Here is a 22,200-nt window from a genome sequence, read left to right as displayed (position 1 = left end):
TCAGCGGATGTCGGCAGGGACCAGGGACCAGCTCTCCAGGTCCACGCGGCCGCTGTGCAGGGACCCGGCGTTGCGCATCAGCCCCTCGTAGGTGAACCCCGCCTTCTCCGCCACCCGACGCGACGCCACGTTGCCGGGCGCGACCCGCAGCTCGATGCGCTGGAACCGGTGCTCCAGCAGCAGCGACAGCGCCAGGACGTCGACCGCCTCGGGTGCGACCCCGTAGCCGCGGGCGTCGGCGGCCACCGCGTACGCGATCTCCGTCGAGCGGGTCAGCCAGTCGGTGTTCTTCGTCCAGAGGCAGCCGACGAGCCGCTCGTCCTCGCGCCGCACGATGCCGTAGTGGTCGCCGGCGCCGCTGTCGCGCCGCTCGACGGCCAGCTCCGTGCACCACGAGTAGCCGTCGAACTCGCTGTTGTCGTCCTGCGCGATCGGTAGCCACCGCCGCACCAGCCGGTCCGCGAAGATCTCACCGACCCGCTTGTCGTCGTCGGCGCACAGCGGCCGCACCGACAACCTGGGCGTCTGGACCGACAGCGACGGGAAGCGGCGCAACGCCACCGACCAGGTCGACACTAGGCGGCCTCCGTCGCCCCGCCGGCGGGCGGGCCCGACGTCGGTGATCCGTCCTCACCCGTCGCCCGCTCACCCGGCGCCCGCTCACCCGGCGTGCGCTCGCCCGGCCGTGCCTCGTGGGACCCGGTGGGCGTCGTTGCGGCGGCGGGGCCGGGGCGGGCGGGGCCGAGACGGGGCTGTGGTCGCCGGCGCCGAGCGGGTCGCCGCCCTGGGCCGGAAGCTGCAGGTACGCGGTCGGCGCCTCGTCCGACGCGACCAGGTCCGAGCCGGCCGCGGCGATCACGGTCATCCCGGCCGGCGCCGCCGACACGGGCGCCGCGACGCTCGGCATCGGCGCCGAGGACACCGGTACCGCGGACGACGTCGCCGGCGCGTCGGACCACTGGTGCCCGCTCTGCCCGCTCAACGGCGGCGTCGACACCGGCTGCACGCCGGCGCCGGCCACGGGCTGCGACCCGGCGGCGCCGGCTCCTGACACGGGACCGGACGCGCCGGCCTCGGACCGTGCCGCGGCCGCGGGCGGCGCAGCGGGTGAGGTCGGTGACTGGACGGATGGGGGCGGGGCGGAGAGGGTCGTCGACACAACCCCAGACGATGGCAGCCCGGCGGCCTCCGCGGGCGCGTTCGGGGTGGAAGGCACCCCAACGCTCGCCCCAGCAGACGCGGTGGACGGCCCAGCCCCTGGCGTCACCGCAGTGCCCGCCCTCTCCGTCTGACCGTCGTCCTCCGCCTGGCTGCCGTCCTCCGCCTCGCGGCCGTCCTCCGGCGCCTGGCTGGTGAACCCGGCGGTCCGGTTGCCCGGCTCGGCGGCCTGGCTGCCTGGCTCGGCGGCCTGGCTGCCTGCGACGGCGGCGTGGCTGGCGGACGCGAGGGCGACGCCTGCCCGGCTGGTCGGGCCGAACGGGCTCGACGCGATCTCGTCAAGCGCCCCGTCGTCCCCAGCGTCCCCGGCGTCGGCCGGGCCGCCCGAGGTCTGCACCGCCGGCGAGGCCGGTGCGGCCCCCGCCGTCTGGATGGTCTCGGTGGGCGCCTCCTCGGCGGACGCCAGCCATGCCGGGACCGTCACACCGTCCGGCGCACCGGTGCCGCTGAGCGGCCTCGTCGGCGCGGCGGGACGGCCGCCGGCGTGCGGAGGCCCGACCGGCGGCCGAGGGCCCGAGGGCGTCGACACCGGCGCGGACGGCATGGAGCTGGGCGGCGCGTACGTGGACGGCGCCGAGACCGGTGACACGGCGCCCGGTCCCACCACGGAGGCGGGCGGCGAATACGTGGCCGGCGGCGACGCGGCGTACCCACCGGGCGCCGAGACCGGGCCGGGGACCGACACGGGGCTGGCGGCCGGGGCGGTGCCGGGCGGCGAGGCGAAGGCGGCCGGGGCCGAGACGGGGCTCGGGCCGGGCACGGCGGGACCGACCGGCGGGGCCGCAGCGGGCCTGGTCGCGCCCGCGGTCTTGGCCAGGTTCGCCGGAGCACCCGCGGTGGCCGGGAACTGCAGGGTCGTGCCGCTGCCGGACGGGGCCTGCGAGGCCGGCACCACCGACGGGCGGTTGTACGGGTGCGTGCTGGGCGTCGTCCACTGGCCCTGGACCGGGGTGGCGGTCGCACCGGCGGCGGCCACGAACCGGGACGCGATGGACGGCGTGCCGGCCCAGTGCAGGCCGAGGTAGGAGGCGTGGACGCCGCGGTGGACGAAGCCCTCCGCGGGGCCGCCCGCCCAGGTCCACGCGGCCTGCAGGCCGGCCCGGGGGCTGATCGTGGTGCGGTGCATCTTGTGCCCGACGACCTGGGCGCCGACGGGCAGCAGGACGGAGGAGCTGCGGGCGGTCGCCTCGCGGTACCCGAGGACCACGAGGTCGGTCTCGCGAGCGGAGGCGTCCACGACGCCGCACATGGGGCGGCCGTTGAAGTCGCGGCAGAGCCAGACGAGGCCGGTACCCTCCGCGGCGATGGGCTTGCCGGCGGCCGCGTGCGCGGCGACGGCGGTGCGGAGGCGGGTGTTGAAGCCCAGCTCCTCGGCGTACGACTCGGGCAGCGCCCCGCCGACGACCAGGCCGTCGACGCCGTCGGGGAGGAACTCGTCGCGCAGCGGGTCGAACGGGACGACCTCGGCACCGGCGGCGGCGAGGAGCTCCGCGGTCTCCGGATAGGAGAAGGCGACACCGATGATCGGGCGGCGGCCGATGCGGGCCACGGCCGGCTCGGCGACCCGGGCGGCGGCGACCTCCTCCGCGGCGCTCCACGGGTCGGAGGTGAGCCGGGGCGCGGAACGCGCGAGGGCCATGACCCTGTCGATGTCGACGGCACCGGCGATGACCTCACCGAGGCGCCGGACGGCGCGGATCGCGTCGAGGTTGTGGTGCACGACGGGGGCCACACCGTGATGCCGCGACGGCAGCGGCGCGCCGGCGTCGCCGATGTCGGTGAGCGCGTGGCGGCGCAGGGCCCCGAGGACCGGCACGCCGATGTCGTCGAGCGCCTCACGCAGCAGCTGCTCGTGCCGGGAGGAGGCAACCCGGTTCAGGATGACACCGCCGAGCCAGAGCAGCTCGTCGTACGCGCGGAAACCGTGCACCAGCGCGGCCACCGACTGCCCCATGGCGCCGACGTCGACGACGAGGACCACGGGCGCGCGCAGCAACCCGGAGATCTGGGCGGTCGACTCGCTGTCCGTGCGGCCGGCGAGCCCGTCGAAGAGCCCCATGGTCCCCTCGACCACGGCGATGTCCAACGACGCGGCACCGTGGGCGAACAACGGGCCCATCCGCTTGGCGCCGATCATGCGCGGGTCGAGGTTACGCCCGGGACGACCCGCAGCCAGACCCAGATAGGCGGCGTCGACGTGGTCGGGGCCGATCTTGAATCCGGCGGCCCGGTAACCCCGGGCCGACAGCGCGGACAACAGACCTACGGAGACGGCAGTCTTGCCGTGACCGGAGGATGGCGCGCTGATCACCAGCCTCGGGATGGTGCTCATGATGCTCCTCTGGCGCTGGGGCAAATGTGTGTCCCGGACGATACCGGGTGGGCGCCACAGCAACTGTCCGGAACGCACCGGATACCGTGCTTGGTGTGTACCGGTTTCTCGCGTCGCCCCGGTGGCTCGGCTACGCCGCGCTGACCGTCGCCGCGGCGACCGTCATGGTGCTCCTGGGCTTCTGGCAGCTGGACCGCTATCACCAGCGCGCGTCGATCAACGCACGGATCACGGCCGGCACCTCGGCCACCCCTGTGCCGCTGACCGGCGTCGTGCCCCGCCCCACCGGCGCGCCCGGCACCGTCGGCGCGGCGCCCGGTAGTCACACGGAGTGGCTGCGGGTCCAGGTCACCGGACGCTTCGACGCCTCCCGGGAGATCCTCGTGCGCGGCCGCACGGTCGAGGGCCGCGTCGGCTTCGAGGTCCTGACCCCCCTCGTCCTCCCCGACGGCACCGCCGTGCTGGTCGACCGGGGCTGGGTGGCCCCTGCCGAGGCCGGCGCCCTCGCGATGCCCACGGTGCCCGCCGCCCCGGACGGCGAGCAGACCGTCCTCGGCCGGCTGCGCCCGCCGGAGAGCCGGGGCGGCCCGCCGAAGGAGGTCAACGGCCGCCTGGAGATCCGCCGGATCACGCCGTCGGCGATCGCACCGGCCATGCCGTACGCCATCTACGACGCCTACGTCAGCACCGACCAGCCTCCACCGGGCCTGATCGCGGTCACCCCGGAGAAGCAGAACGCCCTGCAGAACGCCGGCTACGTGCTGCAGTGGTGGCTCCTGGCCGCGCTGACCCTCTACGGCTTCACCTACCTGGCCCGCCGCGAGGCACGCGGCCCTGAGCCGGAAGACCTGCTGGACGAGTTCCACGACGCCCCCGCCTGATCCGTCGCCGCCCGGCAACACGCACTCGGCCCCGGCGACGGCGCGCCCGCTCGCCACGGTGATCGACTCTGATCGCATCTCGTGATCACGGAGACAAAGCGTGGATCGTCCCGACGCCGCAACCCCGTTTCACCCGGATTCGATCTTGTCGACGTGATCGAAGTCGCCCAGCGGTCGTCCATGCGGCCAGCCCGCGACTTCGATCAAACCGCAAGATCCACTTTCAGGAAAAGATAGCCATACAAAAAGCCCAATCTGGACAGCCACGGACAGACTCGCATCGTCGCGACGGACGGGCAACAGTGAGGCGTGAAGCGAGGGATACCACGCGCCAGACGTCGACCTGCTCGCCATCGCAATGCACCCGGGCGCAGTGCCGTGGCCGACCACGTCGTGGACGTCTTCGCGGCGGGCACGGCAGCGGCGGGCAGGACGAACGAGCAGTGGCCCCGCGAGCGCCCGCAAGCGGCGCGCCTGTCGCCGGGTCGCTCCTGGCTATGCAGCCGCACTGGAACATCGACAGCCGGGCGCGCCGTCGTGGCGCACGGGTCCGGTATGCACCTCGCGAGGTGTGCAGCGAAGGATGCCCGCGTCAGACGGCGATCTGCCCGCCGGCGCGGTGCACCTGAGTGCAGTGGCCATGGTCGGCCACGTCGTGGACGTCTTCGCGGCGGGTGTGCCAGCTGTCGGCCGCTCCTCACGGGCATCAACGCCACCCCCGTCCAGTGCACACAGGAGCCGCGAATCAGGCCAACGTCTGTCCAGATCGACGGCGACAAGCGCCACGGCAGCACGCGGCACGGCGGCGGCGGGCAGGACGAGCGAGCAGTGGCGCCCCACGAACGCCTCCGCAAGCGGGCGCGCCGGGTCGCTCCTGGCCACGCAGCCGCGCCCGTCGGGTCGCGTCGCAGACGCGCACGTCACCGGCGTCAGCTGGCCTGACGGGATCCCGCCGACCGACGGGACAGGAGCCGCCCGCTGGGGCTGGGGTCAGGAGGCGTCAGGGAGTGGGGGTGGGGTGTGGATGGCGCGGACGGCGTCGATGGTGTCGGCGTCCTCGGGGCGTTTGTCCTCCCGGTAGCGCAGGACGCGGGCGAAGCGCAGTGCGACGCCGCCCGGATAGCGGGGGGAGGTCTGCACGCCGTCGAAGGCGATCTCCACGACCAGCTCGGGCTTCACCTTGACGACCCAGTCGGACTCCTCGACGGCGAGGGTGCGCAGGCGGTCGGTCTGCCAGCGCAGCATCTCGTCGGTCATGCCCTTGAAGGTCTTGCCGAGCATCACGAAGCCGCCGGTCTGCGGGTCGCGGGCGCCGAGGTGCAGGTTGGACAGGAAGCCCTTGCGGCGGCCGTGGCCCCACTCGACGGCGAGGACGACCAGGTCGAGGGTGTGGCGGGGCTTGACCTTGACCCAGGCGGAGCCGCGGCGGCCGACGTCATAGGGGGCGGCCGCGGACTTGACGACGAGGCCCTCGTGGCCGGCGGCGACGGCGGCGGCGAACACCCGCTCGGCGTCCTCCGGCGAGGTGAGCATGGTGCGCTCGACCCGCAGCGTGGGCGGCACGGCGCGCTCGAGGGCCTCCCAGCGCACCGACGCCGGCTCGTCGAGCAGGTCGACGCCGTCGAGGTGCAGGATGTCGAAGAAGAACGGCTGGAGCACGGCGGTGCCGTCGCGGCGGGCCGCGCGGCTCGACGTCTCCTGGAACGGCACGGCACGGCCGGTGTCGTCGACGCCGACGGCCTCGCCGTCGAGGACCACGGCGGACACGGCGAGGGCGCGGACGGCCTCCACGACCACGGGCATGCGGGCGGTGAGGTCGTCGAGGCTGCGGCTGAACACGGCGATCTGCTCGCCGTCGCGGTGCACCTGGATGCGCACCCCGTCGATCTTGACGTCGGCGGCGGCCGGGGTGCCGGTGTCGGCGAGGGCGTCGGTCGCGGTGGCGGCGCTCTGGGCGAGCATCGGCGAGAGGGGGCGGCCGACGGTGAGCCGGTAGGCGTCCAGGGCGTCGGCGCCGGCGGTGAGGGCGTCGACGGCGACGATCTTCAGGTCGCCGGCGAGCAGCAGCGCACGGCGGATGGCGGTGATGGGGACGCCGGAGGCGCGGGCGACGGCGTCGACCAGGAGGCCGGCCTGCGCGCCCTGGCGCAGCTCGCCGCTGAGCAGGCCGATCAGGAAGTGGCGCTCGGGCTCGGTGGCGGCGCCGAAGAGGGTGGTGACGAGCTGCCGCCTGGCGGCCTGGGAGCCCTTGCCGGCCAGCTGCGACATCGCCGCGAACGCCTCGTCGACGTCGGTGACCGACAGCGACGCGGTCTGTGCGGGTGGCGGGAGGTCCCGCAGGGCGGCATAGCCGACGCCGGTCTGGCGCTGCCGCAGCTCACCGGACAGGTAGGAGGCGCCGGGCGAGAGCTCATCGGGCTCCAGCCGCCGCAGCGCGTCAGCGAGCAGGTCGATCTTGGCGTTGCGCCCGGAGGTCCGCGCGACATCGGCGGAGACGGAGGCCAGCTCGACGAATCTCATACCCGGATTTTGACCCAGGGGTACGACAGAAAAACCTCAGGCGGCGTACGCGAGCCGCACGACCCCCAGCACCCAGCCCATCCGGTTGACCGCGGTGTCGGGGTGCTCACCGAACTCGTGGGCGACCAGCGCGGCGCATCCCCGCGGCCCGTGCCGCCGGACACTGCGCATCACCGCGGTGCGGATGTGCTCGGGACTCATCGGATCGGAGGACTGCACGTCGGAGACGAACAGCGCTTCGGCCCGGACGTGCTCCAGAAGCTGTGGCGTCATCTTCTACCCCCTTCGGCTTCCTCCAATCACACGCTCCCGCAGGTGTACCGGCGTGTCCGCCAGGTTGCGGACAGGGTGACACTGAACAGGCGACAGATGACACGTATCAGCGCGCCGGCAAGGCATCGAACAGCTCGTCCGCCGGCAAGGGCCGCGAGTACAGGTACCCCTGCGCGTACTGGCAGCCCAGCGCCCGCAGCGCGGCGGCCTGCCCGGCGGTCTCGACGCCCTCGGCCACGGTGTGCAGCGACAATCCCTCGGCGAGCTGCAGGATCACGCGCATCAGGGTGGAGTCGACGCCCGACGCGGTGAACGTCCGGTCGATCTTGAGGATGTCGACCGGGAGGTGTACGAGGTACGCCAGCGACGAGTAGCCGGTGCCGAAGTCGTCCACGGCGATGCGGACGCCCCGCTCCCGCAGCCGGCCGAGGCGTGCGGTGCGCTCGGCGTCGTCGACGAGGACGGACTCGGTGAGCTCCAGGACCAGCGCGGCGGGCGGCAGGCCGGTCTCGTCGAGGACGGCCAGGACCCGCTCGACGAAGTCCTGCTCGCGCAGCTGGTGACCGGACACGTTGACGGTGACGGCGACGCCGTCGCGCTCGAACCATGCACGCGCGTCGGTGCAGGCCTGCCGCAGCACCCACCAGCCGAGCGGCACGATCAGCCCGGTGGCCTCGGCGACCGGGATGAAGGTCAGCGGCGGCACCCCGCCGGCCGGCCAGCGCAGCAGCGCCTCGACCGCGGTGACCCGGCCGTCGGCGAGGCGCACGACCGGCTGGTAGTGCAGCGTGAACTCGCCGTCGGCGAGGGCCCGGCGCAGCCCTGTGGCAAGATCACGGTGGCGGGCCGCGGCGGCGCGCAGGTCGGGGTCGAACCGCACGACTCTGTCCTTGCCGGCGTGCTTGGCCGCGTCGAGGGCCAGGTCGGCGTCGCGCAGCACGTCGGCGGAGCTGCGCTGGTCGCCGACAGCAACGATCCCGGCACTGCCGGTGAGGTGCACCTGCCTGCCGGCGACCGGGTACGAGGGCCGCAGCTGCGCGAGGGTGTCCTCGAACGCGTGGTCGGCGCCGCGCCAGACGACCGCGAACTCGTCGTCGCCGAGGCGGGCCAGGACGTCGGCGTCGGGCAGCGCCGCGCGCAGCCGCCGCGACACCTGCACGAGCAGTTCGTCGCCGGCGGCGTGGCCGAACGTGTCGTTGACGTCCTTGAAGCCGTCGAGGTCCAGCAGCGCGACCGTCACGCCGGGCGTCACGCCGGTGAGCACCTGGTCGAGGCGCTCGGTGAGCTGCCGGCGGTTGGCCAGCCCGGTCACCGGGTCCCGGGTGGCGCGCTGCCGCAGCTCCCGTTCGAGGCCCTTGCTGCGCGCCGACGATCTGGCCAGGGAGCGTCTGAGCCGGTCGGAGCGCTGCCGGACCAGCAGCACGGCGGCGCCTGCGGCACCCAGGGCCACGAGCATCGCGAAGCCGGACAGCGCCTGGCGGAGCATCGCCGGTACCGCCGCCGAGAACGCGATGAGAAAGACTCCGGCGACGGCGAGCAGCGTGGACGGCCGGCCCGCCATCGGGGCTGGTCGCGGGTGGGGGCTCGGCTTGCGTCGCACGCTCCGATGCTAGCTATCACATATCCGATTTTTCGCCACCTAACGGACAACACGCGCGCACGCAAAGGGCGGGCCTCCACTGCAGGAGGCCCGCCCAGGTCTGCGAGGTGGTCAGCCGCGCCAGTCGAAGCCCGCCTCGACCACGATCTTGTCCGCGGTGGCGGCGATCCGGTCGGCGTACTTGTTGGTGTGGTGCCCACAGAAGGACAGGTCGCCCGCGGCGCCGAACGTCACTCGAGCCTTGGCGGCGGCACCGCAGCTGTCGCAGCGCTCCCCCGTCAGCTCGGGGACGACGTGAACGGCCGGGCGCGAGATCAGCATCGGGGTCATCTCAGTCTCCTCGAGTCGAAGCGGTCAGCTGCAAATTGAAATGTGGCTTTTCTGGGTGTTGCGCCTTACCTACCTAACCTTACGTTCGCCTGATTTGAGCGACTAGTTCGGAAGCGTTGGCATTTGGTCACTGCCGGGTTGCCGACTCTGTCCGTTCGTCTGATGCATCACCGGCGGACGTCACATACCCGCCCCGCAACTTCTCGACACCATCCGCCCTGCCAGCCGCCCATGAGCCGGGTCCACGCTCAGGCCACGCTCGGGGCATCCACTGTGGACACACGGGTTCCGGTGCGGACACCCGAACGGCAACGAACGGCGAACCGGGGGTGTAACCCGGGCTGCCGAATCTTGTGGAGGTCCGGATGACAACGCCGGACGGCACCACCGCTCCACCAGGATTCGTCATCCACGGAAGGGCCCACATACATGATTCGCCGCCACACCCGCACATTGATGCCGCTCGCCGCCCTCGCCATTGGTGCCGCCGCCGGCACCGTCTTCTTCTCCGGCCACGCCGGCGCCGAGACCACCGACATCGTCCGCACCGGTGCGAGTGAGGACGGCTACAGCTCCAGCAGCCGCCCGACGTACAACTTCGGCGCGTCGGACACCCTCGTCGCGGGCCGCGCCGGCGGCGACACGATGGTCACCTACCTCAAGTTCACGGTCGCCTCCCCTGTTGCCGGCCTCAGCACCGGCGTGACCGTCAGGTCCGCCCGGGTCACGCTGACCCGGGACAGCAAGGCGCTGCCGAGCGCGCTGACGCTGAGCAAGGTCGCCGACACCGCGTGGACCGAGAGGGCCCTCTCCGCGAAGAACGACCCGGCGATCGGCGCGACCGTGAGCACCGTCAAGCCGAAGAGCGACGCGGCCACCGTCTCGTTCGACGTCAGCTCGGTCGTCAAGGGCGCCGGCACCTACACGTTCGCCGTGACGTCCCGGGTCGCGAACAGCCCCGCCCGATTCAGGTCCGCCGAGGCCGGCACCGGCCAGCCGGCCCTCAACCTGACCGTGGCCCGCCCGGCCGCGACGAAGCCCCCGGTCACCAAGCCCGTCGAGACGACCCCGACCCCGACCAGGCCGGCTGAGTGCAAGGTCGACGCGAAGCTCGTGCCGTCCTGCGGCGTGCTGTGGGGCGCGGCCGCCGGCGGCTTCTCCGACGTGCCCCGCGACGAGGCGCTCAAGACGTTCGAGCAGAAGACCGGCCGGACGTCCACGATCTACCACACGTACCACAAGGGCGACGAGCTCTTCCCCACCAAGGACGAGATCGCGATGAGCAGCGACCCGGCCAGCCCGCGCACCCTGATGCTGAACTGGAAGGTCGGCTACGGCTCGAAGTGGGCCAACGTCGCCAACGGCGACCAGGACGCCCGCATCGACCGCCTCTCGACCTTCATCAAGACCAACTACGGCACGAGGCCGTTCTTCATGGTGCTGCACCACGAGCCGGAGAACGACGTCGTCGCCACCGCCGGCTCGGGCATGACCGCCAAGGACTACGCCGCGATGTTCCGCCACACCACGCTGCGCATGAAGGCCAACGGGGTCAGCAACGCCGTCTTCGTCGTCGCCTACATGAACTACGAGAAGTGGAACAACACCTCCTGGTGGGGCGACCTGTACCCCGGCGACGACGTGGTGGACTGGGTCGGCATCGACACCTATAACAACGCGCAGCCCGGCGGCTTCCACACCGGTGACTTCAACTACATGATGAACCGCACCACCGACAAGGCGAAGTTCCCCGGCTGGTACACCTGGGCCACCACCAAGCACGCCAGCAAGCCGATCATGGTCGCCGAGTGGGGCGTCTACGACTCCTCGAAGACCGTCGTGGGCAAGAACAAGGCCGACGTGTACGCCACCGTCCTGCCGCAGCTGGCGAAGATGCCGCAGGTCAAGGGCCTGGTCTACTTCGAGACCGCGAAGGACCAGAACGGTCACGACATCCGCATGGACGACACCCCGGAGGCCCTCGCCGGCTTCAGGAAGATCGCCGCCGACCCCCGCTTCAACGTGAAGCTCTGACCCCCGAGCACGAAGAGGGCCGCCCGTCCGGGCGGCCCTTTTCGCTGTCCACCGCCCGCTCAGCAGGCACGCGCCGGCCGGGCGACGCGGCGGAAGCAGGCAACTTCCCTGCACCTGCACGGGTCCCGGAGGTGCCACCGGAGGGCCCGAATCTTATGTGTGCAAGGCAATGACGGAAAACATGAAAGCAAGGGATGTAGACATATGCTGAACCGCCGCGTTCTCACCGTTCTGGCCATGACCGCCGCCGCTGCCGGCTCCCTCTCCTTCGCCTCCGCCGCCGTCGCCGCGCCCGCCGAGGGCACCGTGCGGGGCATGGGCGAGGCCGGAACGATGAAGGACCGCTACATCGTGGTCCTGAAGGACGGCTCGACGACGACCTCCGACGCCCTCGCGGGCAAGGTCGGCGGCTCGGTGGGCACCCGGTTCGACAGCACCGTCAAGGGCTTCTCCGGCACGATGAGCGCGAGCGGCGCGCGCCGCCTCGCGGCCGACCCGGCCGTCAAGTACGTCGAGCAGGACCGCATCGTCAAGGTCGAGGCGACCACGCAGACGAGCGCCACGTGGGGCCTGGACCGCATCGACCAGCAGGCGCTGCCGCTGAACGGGACCTACACGTACGGGCCGGCCAGCAACGTCACGGCGTACATCATCGACACCGGGCTGCGCGCCGGCCACACCGAGTTCGGCGGCCGGGCCCGCTCCGGCTACGACTTCGTCGACAAGGACGCGGACTCCACCGACTGCCAGGGCCACGGCACGCACGTCGCGGGCACCGTCGGCGGCGCCACGTACGGCGTCGCCAAGGACGTCAAGCTCGTCGGCGTCCGGGTGCTGGACTGCCAGGGCAGCGGCTCCTACTCGCAGATCATCGCCGGCGTCGACTGGGTGACCAAGAACGCGGTCAAGCCCGCCGTGGCGAACATGAGCCTGGGCGGCTCGGCCGGCAGCACCCTCGACGAGGCGGTCAAGAAGTCGATCGCGTCGGGCGTCACGTACGCCGTCGCCGGCGGCAACGACTCCGCCAACGCCTGCACGAAGTCCCCGGCCCGCCTGCCCGAGGCGATCACCGTCGGCGCGACGGACAGCAAGGACGCCCGCGCCAGCTTCTCCAACTTCGGCTCCTGCCTGGACATCTTCGCCCCCGGCGTGAACATCCTGTCCAGCGCGAACAGCAGCAACACCGGCACGCAGAAGATGAGCGGCACCTCGATGGCCACCCCGCACGTCGCCGGCGCGGCCGCGCTCTACCTGGCCGGTCACCCGACGGCCACCCCCGCGCAGGTCCGTGACGCCCTGGTCAACGGCGCCGTCAGCAACGCCGTGACCGGCGCCGGCAGCGGCTCGCCGAACAAGCTGCTCTACACCGCCGGCCTGATCTCCGCCCCGGCGCCGGCCAACCCGACGACCCCGACGACCCCTACCACGCCGGCCACCCCGGCCACCTGCGCCGCGGCCTCCAACGGCACCGACGTGTTCATCGCCGACCGCGCCGTCGTCACCAGCAAGGTCACCGTCGCCAACTGCGCCGGCACGGGCGCCAAGGCCGCGGCCGTCAAGGTGACCGTGAAGCACGCCGACCGCGGCGACCTGCGCCTGGACCTCATCGCCCCGGACGGCACCGCGTACAAGCTGAAGAGCTCGATCTCCGGTGACGACGTGGCCAACCTGAACGCCACCTACGTCGTGGACCTGTCCGCCGAGACCCGCAACGGCGTCTGGTCCCTGCGGGTGCAGGACGTCTTCGCCGGCGACACCGGCACCCTGGACACCTGGACCCTGACCGTCTGATCCCACCTCCCCCGGTGACTGATGGCCCCCGCGATCTCGCGGGGGCCGTCAGCGTTGCAGAAACCGCGAATCGGTCTCAACTAGGGCGTACCCGTCGGTACCGTGTTGGTCATCCGAGAGCTAGGGGGACACCATGAGCACCGCGCGAGAGTCCATCGAGGTGGCCGTCCCGGCCGGGGTCGCATATGAACAGCTCACCCACTTCGAGAACTACCCGCAGTTCATGTCCGGGGTGATGAGCATGGCGCCGATCGACGCCTCGACCGCGCACATGGTGCTGGACATCGGTGGCAACCGGGCGGAGTTCGACGCCAGGATCACCGAGACGCGGCCGGGTGAGTTCCTGTGCTGGGAGGCCCTCGACGGACCGCAGGTCAGCGAGGCGCTGCGGCTGGAGCCGATGGCCGACGGGATGACCAGGGTCATCGCGGAGCTGCAGATCGACGCCCGCGAGCTGATGCCGACCGAGCAGCATGCCGTGGAGGTGCTCAACCGCCGGCTCAAGGCGGATCTGAAGGGCTTCAAGCGGTTCTGCGAGGAGGCCGCGACGAAGACGACGGTCAACCAGCCGGTGACCGCGACCCCGGCGACGATCGCGCGGGGCATCGCGTCGGCCTCCGGCATCACCCACGCCAGCAACGAGCGGCCGCCGCAGGGCCCGCCGGCGGCGGGCAACCTGGGGCCGATGCAGCACACGCTGGACCGCGGCGCGGCGCGCACCAAGCAGACGCGTTTCTAGGCCCCACAAGGCTTTCAGGGCGCCGGCCGGTCGGCCGGCGTCCTTTTGGATCTCCGACATCCAGGCCGAATGCCACATATCATGAAGTTTCACGCCCGAGAGGAGCGACGATTCCATGACCGCGATCCTGGTCGCCTACGACGACATGGACATCAGGGACCTCGTCGCCTTCAAGCTCGAACAGGCCGGCTACGACGTCGTCGCCGTCGACAACGGGCTCGCCGCGCTCACCGAGGCGACCCAGAACCCGCCGGACCTGGTCGTGCTGGACGTCATGATGCCCGGCATGTCCGGCATCGACGTGTGCCGGCAGCTGCGGCAGGACGCCGGCACCAAGGCGCTGCCGATCATCCTGCTCACCGCACGCGCCCAGGAGGGCGACGTCGAGGTCGGCTTCGGCGCCGGTGCCGACGACTACATCGTCAAGCCCTTCAGCCCCCGGGAGCTGGTGAGCCGCGTCGAGGCCGTGCTGGCGCGGATGCGCACGTGACGCTCGCCGGCGCCGCCATCGTGGCGCTGGCGGTCCTGCTCGTCGCGGCACTGGTCTTCGGCGGCCTCATCGTCGGCGGCAGGACCGTGCGCCGCGCCCGCGAGGCCCGCCGCGCGAAGCTGGCCAAGCCCGCCCGCCGGCTGCTGCTGGCCATCGCCGCCGGGGACGACGACCCCGAGCAGGTCGAGGCGCTCGTCCGCCTCCCCGACGAGGTCTGGCAGGCGGTGGAGCCCAACGCGATCGCCCTGCTCGGCAAGGTCCGCGGCGAGGCGCACACCACGCTCGTCGACGTGTTCGAGCGCCGCGGCGCGGCCTGGCGGGCCCGCAGCCGGTTACGCCGCCGCGACCCGGTCGCCCGCGCGCAGGCCGCCGAGGTCCTGGGCAACCTCGGCCGCAAGGACGCGCTGCTGCCGCTGTGCGACCTGCTCGGCGACCCCGACCCCGACGTCCGGGTCGTCGCCGCGCGCTCGCTCGGCCGCATCGGCGACGCCGGCGCGACCCAGCCGCTCCTCGCGACCCTCGCCAGCCGGCGCATGGTCCCGCAGCAGGTGGTCGCGACCGCGCTGACCAGGCTCGGCACCGCCGCGCAGGGCGCGCTGCTGGCCAGCCTCGACGATCCACGGGCGCCGATCCGCGCGACCGCCGCGGAGGTGCTGGGTCTCATCGGTGCGGCGGGCGCCACGGTACGGGTGGAGAGCGCGCTGCGCGCGGACCCGTCCATCGACGTGCGGATCAGCGCGGCCCGCACGCTCGGCCGGCTGGGCACCCGCACCGCCCTCGCGCCGCTGCTGGACTCCCTCGAACCGGACCGGCCCGTCGTCCTGCGCGCCGAGGCCGCCAAGGCGCTCGGGGAGCTGGGCGCCGTCACCGCCGCGTCGGCGCTGACCGTGCTGCTGTCCGACGTCGAGTACGCGGTCGCCCACAACGCGGCCCGCTCCCTGCTGCGCCTCGGCAGGCCCGGCCGGGCCGCCCTGGCCGCGTCGGAACACCGCGCCGAGACCGAGCCGCACGACCAGCGGGTCCTGCTCGGCGCCGCGCACGCCCGAGAGGCCCTCGCCGCCGCCGAGCTCGAAGACCACCGCAGGCAACTCGTGCCATGACCGGCCCGCAGCGCAGCGAGGAGCTGGTCATCATGAGCGCAGTCCTCGGGTCAGGCCGACGCCGGAGCGCAGCGGAGGTGGCGGCATGACCGCTGATTTGGTTCGGCAGGTATTGACCGTCACGGACGTGTTCATCCTGACGTACTTCCTGCTGATCAACTCCAGCTACCTGGTGCTGATCGTGCTCGCCTCCGCGGAGTTCGTGCACCACATGCGGCGGGTGCCGTTCGCCGGGCACGAGGAGACCTATCGCAGCCCCCTCACCCAGCCCGTCTCGGTGCTGGTCCCGGCGCACAACGAGTCGGCCGGGATCGTGCAGTCGGTCAGGCGATGCTGGCCCTGCGGTACCCGGTGTTCGAGGTCATCGTCATCGACGACGGATCCACCGACGACACGTTCGAACGGCTGCGGCAGGAGTTCGGCCTGGTCGAGGTGCCCCGGGTGGTCCCGGACGCGACGCCGACCCGGGGAAGGATCCAGTCGGTGCACGTACCCCGGGAACGCCCCGACCCCCTCGTCGTGGTCCGCAAGCACAACGGCGGCAAGACCGACGCCGTCAACACGGGCATCAACGTCGCGCAGTACCCCCTCGTCTGCATGGTCGACGCCGACTCGGTGCTCGACCCGCAGGCGCTGCTGTCGGTGGCGAAGCCGTTCACCGACGACCCGGTCCGCACGGTCGCGTCCGGCGGGGTCATCCGGGTCGCCAACGGCTGCACCGTCGTGGCAGGCCGTATCGTCGACGTCCGGATGCCCCGCAACTGGCTCGCCAGGGTGCAGGTGGTGGAGTACCTGCGGGCGTTCCTGCTCGGCAGGACCGGCTGGTCGCGCATCGGCGGGCTGCTCATCATCTCCGGCGCGTTCGGCATCTTCCGCCGGGACCTGCTCGTGGAGGTCGGCGGCCTCGACCACGACTGCATCGGCGAGGACGCCGAACTCGTCGTGCGGCTGCACCGGCACCTGCGCCGGCAGCGCCGCGACTACCGGATCGTGTTCGTCGCCGAGCCGGTGTCCTGGAGCGAGGCGCCCAGCTCGCTCAAGGTGCTCGGCAAGCAGCGCCGCCGCTGGCACCGGGGCATCACCGAGATCCTCGGCAAGCACCGTTCGATGATCCTCAACCCGAGGTACGGCCGGATCGGGCTCCTCGCGATGCCCTACTACGTGCTGTTCGAGCTGCTCGCGCCGATCATCGAACTGGCCGGGGTGGTCCTGGTCCCCCTCGGGCTGTACGTCGGCGCGATCGACGCCAGGTTCGCCCTGGTGTTCGTCGCCGTCGCGTACGGCTACGCGCTGCTGCTCAACCTGATCGCGCTGACGGTGGAGGAGTACTCGTTCCACCGGTACCACCGCTGGACCGACCTGATCGCCTCGGTCCTCGCGTCGGTGCTGGAGAACTTCGGCTACCGGCAGCTGACCGCGTTCTGGCGCACGATGGGCATGTGGGCCGCGATCCGCGGCGGCAGGCACGAGTGGGGTCAGATGACCCGGACCGGCTTCCAGACCGTGCTGACCCCGGCCGCGCAGGCCCGACCGGACCCGCAGCCGGCGCCGCAGAAGCCCGTCACAGCCAAAGAGGACGTTCGCGTGGAATCCTGACCGTGAACGTGGTGCCGGCGCCGACGACGCTGTCCACCGCGACCTCCCCGCCGTGGCCCTCCACGATGGTCTTCGTGATCGCCAGGCCCAGCCCGGCTCCCTGCACCGCCTCGCGGACGGCGAACGTACCGCGGAAGAACCGGGTGAACAGCTGGCTCTGCTCGGCCGGGTCTATGCCGACACCGGTGTCGCGGACCGTGATCACCACCTGGTCACCGTCGGGCTTGGCGGTCAACTCGATGAGCCCGCCGTCCGGGGTGAAGTTGATCGCGTTGACCAGCAGGTTGACCAGGGCGCGCTCGAGCTGCTCGGGGTCGGCGTCGATCGCGCCGAGGCGCGGCGCGACGTTGAGCCCGAGGCGGTGGTCGCGGCGCTTGGCCCGCGGCTCGACGGCCGCGTGCGCCGCGACGAGCACCTCGGTCAGGTCGGTCCTGACCAGCTCCAGGTCGAAGACCCCGGCCTCGACCTTGGAGATGGTGAGCAGGTCCTCGATGAGCGCCCGCAGCCGGTCGGAGTTGCGGCCGATGACCTGCAGCATCCGGGTCTGCGCGGGGTTGAGCTCGCCGGCGTCACCGGAGGTGAGGACCTCGAGGTGGCCGATGACGTTGGTCAGCGGCGTGCGGAACTCGTGCGACACGGTCGCCACGAAGTCGCTCTTGACCACGTCCAGCTCGCGCAGCCGGGAGACCGCCTCGCGCTCGTGCTCGTAGGCGGCGCGCAGCGCGTCCTCGGTGCGTTTGCGGTCGGTGATGTCGTGCACGAAGGCGTTGAAGCTCCAGCCCTGCATCGCGTCCTGCACGGCCCAGACGGCCAGCTCGATCGGGAACTCGTAGCCGTTGGCGTGCCACGCGACGATCTCGATCCGGTTGTCCAGGACGCGCTTCTCGCCCGTGGTCAGGAACCGGCCGACGCCGAGGTGGTGGGCCTCGCGGTAGCGCGGCGGCACGATCGTGTCGGCGAGCCGGCGCCCGAGCGCCTCCTCCTTCGACAGGCCGAAGACCTTCTCGGCGGCGGCGTTCCAGCCGGTGATCATGCCGCCCTCGTCCATCGCGACGAACGCCTCGACGCAGCTGTCGAGGACGCGCTCCAGGCGCTCCGCGCCGAAGAGCAGCGCCCGCGTCGCGGCCATCCGGTCGGCGACCCGGCCGAGCTGGACGCCGACGTCGGCCATGATCTCCAGCAGCCTCGCGTCGGGCTCGGCCGGCTCGTGGGTGAAGAACTCCAGCACCGCCGAGACGACGCCACGGGCGGTGATCGGGAACGCGATCGCGGCGCCGACCCCCTCGATCGCGCCGGGGATCCGGGACCGGATGAAGTTGGCGTCCGCGGCGACGTCCGGGCTCCAGACGGGCCTGCCGCTGCGGGCCGCCCGCCCGACGATGCCGCCGCCATAGGTGAAGCGGAACCCCTCGCTCGCCGCCCGCAGGCCGGCGAACGATCCGGGGACGTCCTCGAACCAGAGGTCGGTCGACACGAAGACCCTGCGGTCGCGCTCGTCCGGCAGGCACAGGTGCCCGGCGTTCCAGCCGGTGGCCGCGCAGACCGCCTTGATCACGGGCAGTCCGGCGTCGGCGATGTGGTCGGCCTCGTTCGCGATCCGGGTCGCCTCCTGCAACAGGGAGACGAGGACGGGTTCGCGATCCTTCGACACATCTTCGATCCTAAAGTCGGACCCGCCGCGATCAGCCCGTTTTGGGTTGATCACGGCGGGTCCGGACGTGCCAGGGGTGGGATGGGGACCGTTCAGGCCGTGGCGGGCGAGCGGTGCAGCGCCGCGGCGATCTCACGCACGTAGCGGTAGTAGCCGACCTCGCTGGCGCGGACGCCGTCGCTCACCGCGACCAGCCGCACGCCGCCCTCGACGCACGCCTGAGCGAAGCGCAACCCGGGCAGGCGGTGCCGCTCGCTGATCTCCACGACGGTGCCGTTGGCGCGGCACGCCTCGACCAGCTCCGCGATGGCCGCGTCCGGCACCGCGGCCTCGTCGATCCCGGCCCGTGCCAGGAAGTCCAGGGGACGGGCGAGCCGGGTCGGCGCGTAGCGGGAGACCCGCTCCACGGCGAGCCCGGTCACGGTGACGACCTGGTCGATCACGTCCAGGGCGCGCATGGTGCCGTTGTCGATGAGCCCCCGCACGGCGTCGGGGCTGAGCAGGCCGGCGGGCAGCGGCAGGCGGTTGAGCCCGACCGAGATGACCTCCAGGCCGTTGAGGTCCGACGGGAACGCCAGCCAGCCGTCGATGCCGATCGCCTCGACCTCGACGCCGCGGCGCAGGACGAGGTCGGTGCGCTGCTGGGCGCGCTGGATGGAGGACAGGTAGGGCGACAGCCAGCTGGTGTCGGGTCCCACGCGGTCGGCGAACGTCACCTCGGTCAGTCCGGCCTGCTCGGCGCTGGCCACGAGGACGCTGACGCTGTCCCGGCCGGAGGAGAAGGCGGTGTGGACGTGGCCGTCGGCGGCAAGGTCGATCATGTGGGCTCTCTTCCCTGGGGCGGGCTGCTCTTTCAAGTCTCAGGTTGCCGGGCCCGGGTCCCCCGCCCCGGTCCCGGCCAGTTGCGCTTGGGTTGACACCGGTCCTACTCGCCGGCCCGGTCCAGCACGGGGCGCCGGTACCGGTACCCGAAACCGCGCACCGACTCGATCGGTGAGGCGTCAGGGTCGGTCCAGCCGAGCTTGCGCCGCAGCCGCAGCACCGCGAACTTGACCCGCTCCGGCCCGATGCCGGTCGGGTCGTCCCAGGCCTGCGCGAGCAGCTGGTTGGGCGACAGCACCGCACCGGCGTGCCTGACGAGCACGTTGAGCAACCGGAACTCCGTCGGCGTGAGCCGCACCTCTTCCCCGGCGACGAACGTGCGCCGGGCGGCCGGGTCGATGCGCAGGACGCCGTCGTCGTACACCTCGTCGGCCCAGGACGCGGGTCCGGCACTGCGCCGCAGCAGCGCCTCCACCCTCGCCACGAGCTCGGCGTTGGTGAACGGCTTGGTGAGGTAGTCGTCGGCGCCGCCGCGCAGTCCACGCACCTTGTCCGACTCCTGCCCGTGCGCGGTCAGCAGCAGCACGGGGACGTCACTGACGTCCCGCAGCCGCTCCAGGACCTGCCAGCCGTCCATGCCGGGCAGGCCGATGTCGAGGATGACGAGCTCCGGGCGCTCCGTGTAGGCGTCCCTGAGTCCGGTCCTGCCGTCCTTGGCGTGTGCGACCTGGTGTCCGGCCCGCGTCAGCAGCAGGCGCAGAGCCATGGCGATATCCGGATCGTCCTCGACGACGAGAAGTCGGCTCACGATCATCCCCCATTTCGTGCTGGTCGCGAAGGCAACGACAGCGTGACCGTCGTGCCGACCCCTTCGGTGCTGGCGACGCTGATGCCGCCGCCGTGCAGTTCGACGATGGCCCGGCTCACCACGAGCCCGAGCCCGGTGCCGGGCATGACCTGCCGCCCGACGGCCGCGGCGACATTGGAGCCGCGGAAGAATGCGCTGAAGAGCCGGGGCAGGTCGGCGGCCGGTATGCCGACCCCTGAGTCGGCCACGGCGATCGTCCAGCCGTCCTCGGCGGGCCCGGCCCGGACGGTGACCTGCCCGCCGCTCGGCGTGAACTTGACGGCGTTGCTCACCAGGTTGTCCACGACCTGGTGCACCCGGGTGTCGTCGCAGACCAGTTCGGGCCCTTCGGCGCAGTCGAGCACCAGCTCGAGGCCGGCCGCGAGCGCCGCCGGGGTGCGTTCGGCGACGGCGACGGCGAGCAGCTCCGGCAGGCGGGTCGGCATCGGTTTGAGCTGCAAGGTGCGGGCCTCCAGCCGGGACAGCAGGAGCAGGTCCTCGATCAGGCGCAGCAGCCGGTTGGCGTTGCGGTCGATCACGTCGAGGTAGGTGCGCTGGTCCTCGGACAGCTCGCCGGTGGTGGCGTCGCCGAGCAGGTGCGCGAACGCGACGACCGAGGACAGCGGGCCGCGCAGCTCGTGCGACACGCTGGCCACGAACTCGTTGTTGAGCGCGGTCGCCTCGATCAGCGCCTGGTTGCGCTCCTCCAGGCCCCGGCTGCGCTCCTCCAGCCCGCGGCGGACCGCGACCCTGGCGGTGACGTCGCGGATGTGCACGAGCGTGCCGGAGTCCGTCTCGCCCGGGCCTGCCACCGGCACCAGATCGATCTCCAGGGCGCGGCCGTCGTCGAACGGGATCTCCTCGCCGACGATCGCGTTGCGCAGCCGGAACGCCTCGCGCAGCCGCTCCACGCGGGTGGAGTCGGCGCCGAGCCGCTCGATCGCGCGGCCGATGACCGCGGCCCAGTCGAGGGGGTCGTCGTCGGTCACGTGGCTGTGCTCGCCGGCCATGCCGGTGTCCAGCAGCCGGTGCGCGGCGAGGTTGGCCAGGCAGACCCGGCCCTGCTCGTCGAGCAGCAGCAGGCCGTCGCCCATCGTCTCGACGAGGCGGGCGAGACGCTGCCGCTCGACGAGCATGGTCCGCTCGGTCTCGCGCTGGCGGGTGACGTCGATGCCGAAGAACACGACCGCGCCGACCTGGGCGTCGTCGACGAAGCTGCGGGCGGCGACCTCGATGGTGCGCCAGCGGCCGGCGGAGGTGCACAGCCGCAGGTCGACCGTGCCGGTCGGATGCCGGCCGGTGCAGCAGGTGAGGAACATGGCGACGGCCGCGGGACGGTCGTCGGGGTGGATCAGGTCGATGATGCGGTAGTCGGGGGGTCTGTGCCGGTCGTAGCCGAGGACCGTGCCGAACGAGTCGGACAGCGCGCTCCAGCCGCGGGCCGGGTCGACGGTGAGGATCATCGCCCGGGCGCCGATGGTGATCGCCCACGCCAGGGGCGAGCCGAGCATCGGCGGTGGCGGCACGGCCCGGCACGGCTGGGCGAGGGCGCGGTCGGCGGCGGCGGCGATCTCCGCGGCGGCGGTGCGCAGCTCGGTGCGGGCCGGCGCGGCGCTGAACTCGACGCGCAGCTCCTGCCCCCACTGCGCGGGCCCGACCGGGAGCCGCTCGAGGAGGTCGAGCTCGCCGACGACGGGCGTCAGCGCGGAGACGATCTCGGCGGAGCGGACCCCGGAGAAGCCCCGGAACTGCGCGACGAGGCGCTGCGCGTCCACCACGGTGGTCGCGTTCGCGGCACGGACCACCAGGTCGACCACGGCACCCTCGATAAGGCCCGTGTCAACCAGACGGTCGGTCTCTCCACGCAAAGCTCTCCTCGGCCGGCAGCCCTCGCGACATTCGCCGCTTACTGTCGGTACACACATATACTACGCAATGTAATGACATGTCCTGTAACGTTTCCGGAGGACCGAGGG

At 72.3% G+C, this 22,200-nt stretch carries 17 protein-coding genes; 7 read left to right on the top strand and 10 right to left on the bottom strand.

The window, feature by feature from the left end; all coding sequences use genetic code 11:
• Positions 1–510, bottom strand: a complete 510-nt coding sequence (locus tag OHA72_RS16735; protein WP_327008741.1) for a GNAT family N-acetyltransferase — start codon at positions 508–510, stop codon at positions 1–3.
• On the bottom strand, positions 470–3,550 hold the full coding sequence (locus OHA72_RS16730) for a cobyrinic acid a,c-diamide synthase CobB (RefSeq protein ID WP_327008740.1): 3,081 nt from the start codon (positions 3,548–3,550) through the stop codon (positions 470–472). The genes OHA72_RS16735 and OHA72_RS16730 overlap by 41 nt, the downstream gene beginning before the upstream one ends.
• A 95-nt stretch (positions 3,551–3,645) precedes the next feature.
• Between OHA72_RS16730 and OHA72_RS16725 the strand changes: the two genes are divergently transcribed.
• On the top strand, positions 3,646–4,431 hold the full coding sequence (locus tag OHA72_RS16725; RefSeq protein ID WP_327008739.1) for an SURF1 family cytochrome oxidase biogenesis protein: 786 nt from the start codon (positions 3,646–3,648) through the stop codon (positions 4,429–4,431).
• Between the two features lie 990 nt (positions 4,432–5,421).
• On the opposite strand, the gene OHA72_RS16720 is transcribed toward OHA72_RS16725, so the two are convergent.
• The 4 genes from OHA72_RS16720 to OHA72_RS16705 form a co-directional block, all read right to left on the bottom strand.
• Positions 5,422–6,951 carry an ATP-dependent DNA ligase gene (locus tag OHA72_RS16720; RefSeq protein WP_327008738.1) on the bottom strand — a complete coding sequence of 510 codons (1,530 nt, stop codon included), beginning with the start codon at positions 6,949–6,951 and terminating at the stop codon, positions 5,422–5,424.
• A gap of 36 nt (positions 6,952–6,987) precedes the next feature.
• A complete protein-coding gene (locus OHA72_RS16715; protein WP_203847581.1) occupies positions 6,988–7,224 on the bottom strand; it encodes a hypothetical protein in 237 nt (78 codons plus the stop codon).
• A 106-nt stretch (positions 7,225–7,330) separates the two neighbouring features.
• The gene (locus OHA72_RS16710; RefSeq protein WP_327008737.1) at positions 7,331–8,824 is read right to left on the bottom strand and encodes a putative bifunctional diguanylate cyclase/phosphodiesterase; all 1,494 of its coding nucleotides are present in this window, start codon (positions 8,822–8,824) and stop codon (positions 7,331–7,333) included.
• A gap of 111 nt (positions 8,825–8,935) precedes the next feature.
• On the bottom strand, positions 8,936–9,154 hold the full coding sequence (locus OHA72_RS16705) for a DUF7455 domain-containing protein (protein ID WP_327008736.1): 219 nt from the start codon (positions 9,152–9,154) through the stop codon (positions 8,936–8,938).
• 429 nt (positions 9,155–9,583) lie between these two features.
• Here OHA72_RS16705 and OHA72_RS16700 point away from each other — a divergent pair, with 429 nt between their 5' ends.
• The 6 genes from OHA72_RS16700 (at position 9,584) to OHA72_RS16675 (ending at position 16,904) form a co-directional block, all read left to right on the top strand.
• Positions 9,584–11,188 carry a CBM96 family carbohydrate-binding protein gene (locus OHA72_RS16700; protein ID WP_327008735.1) on the top strand — a complete coding sequence of 535 codons (1,605 nt, stop codon included), beginning with the start codon at positions 9,584–9,586 and terminating at the stop codon, positions 11,186–11,188.
• Between the two features lie 237 nt (positions 11,189–11,425).
• A complete protein-coding gene (locus OHA72_RS16695) occupies positions 11,426–12,979 on the top strand; it encodes a S8 family peptidase (protein ID WP_327008734.1) in 1,554 nt (517 codons plus the stop codon).
• Positions 12,980–13,112: 133 nt separating this feature from the next.
• The gene (locus OHA72_RS16690; RefSeq protein WP_327008733.1) at positions 13,113–13,718 is read left to right on the top strand and encodes an SRPBCC family protein; all 606 of its coding nucleotides are present in this window, start codon (positions 13,113–13,115) and stop codon (positions 13,716–13,718) included.
• A gap of 115 nt (positions 13,719–13,833) precedes the next feature.
• The gene (locus OHA72_RS16685; protein ID WP_327008732.1) at positions 13,834–14,208 is read left to right on the top strand and encodes a response regulator transcription factor; all 375 of its coding nucleotides are present in this window, start codon (positions 13,834–13,836) and stop codon (positions 14,206–14,208) included.
• Positions 14,205–15,308, top strand: coding sequence for a HEAT repeat domain-containing protein (locus tag OHA72_RS16680; RefSeq protein ID WP_327008731.1), 1,104 nt, complete (start codon positions 14,205–14,207; stop codon positions 15,306–15,308). The genes OHA72_RS16685 and OHA72_RS16680 overlap by 4 nt, the downstream gene beginning before the upstream one ends.
• A 330-nt stretch (positions 15,309–15,638) precedes the next feature.
• On the top strand, positions 15,639–16,904 hold the full coding sequence (locus OHA72_RS16675; protein WP_327008730.1) for a glycosyltransferase family 2 protein: 1,266 nt from the start codon (positions 15,639–15,641) through the stop codon (positions 16,902–16,904).
• Here OHA72_RS16675 and OHA72_RS16670 read toward each other — a convergent pair.
• From OHA72_RS16670 to OHA72_RS16655, 4 genes are all read right to left on the bottom strand, one after another.
• Positions 16,870–18,555, bottom strand: coding sequence for an ATP-binding protein (locus OHA72_RS16670; RefSeq protein WP_327008729.1), 1,686 nt, complete (start codon positions 18,553–18,555; stop codon positions 16,870–16,872). The genes OHA72_RS16675 and OHA72_RS16670 overlap by 35 nt on opposite strands.
• Before the next feature lie 92 nt (positions 18,556–18,647).
• Positions 18,648–19,376 carry a hydrolase gene (locus OHA72_RS16665; protein WP_327008728.1) on the bottom strand — a complete coding sequence of 243 codons (729 nt, stop codon included), beginning with the start codon at positions 19,374–19,376 and terminating at the stop codon, positions 18,648–18,650.
• Positions 19,377–19,480: 104 nt separating this feature from the next.
• Positions 19,481–20,191, bottom strand: coding sequence for a response regulator transcription factor (locus OHA72_RS16660; RefSeq protein ID WP_239135998.1), 711 nt, complete (start codon positions 20,189–20,191; stop codon positions 19,481–19,483).
• Entirely contained in the window at positions 20,188–22,041 is a 1,854-nt protein-coding gene (locus OHA72_RS16655) for a sensor histidine kinase (protein WP_327008727.1), read from the bottom strand. The genes OHA72_RS16660 and OHA72_RS16655 overlap by 4 nt, the downstream gene beginning before the upstream one ends.
• Positions 22,042–22,200 lie beyond the last annotated feature (159 nt).

This window comes from Dactylosporangium sp. NBC_01737 (assembly GCF_035963215.1).
Taxonomy (GTDB): domain Bacteria; phylum Actinomycetota; class Actinomycetes; order Mycobacteriales; family Micromonosporaceae; genus Dactylosporangium.
This window is presented reverse-complemented; position numbering and strand designations above follow the sequence as displayed.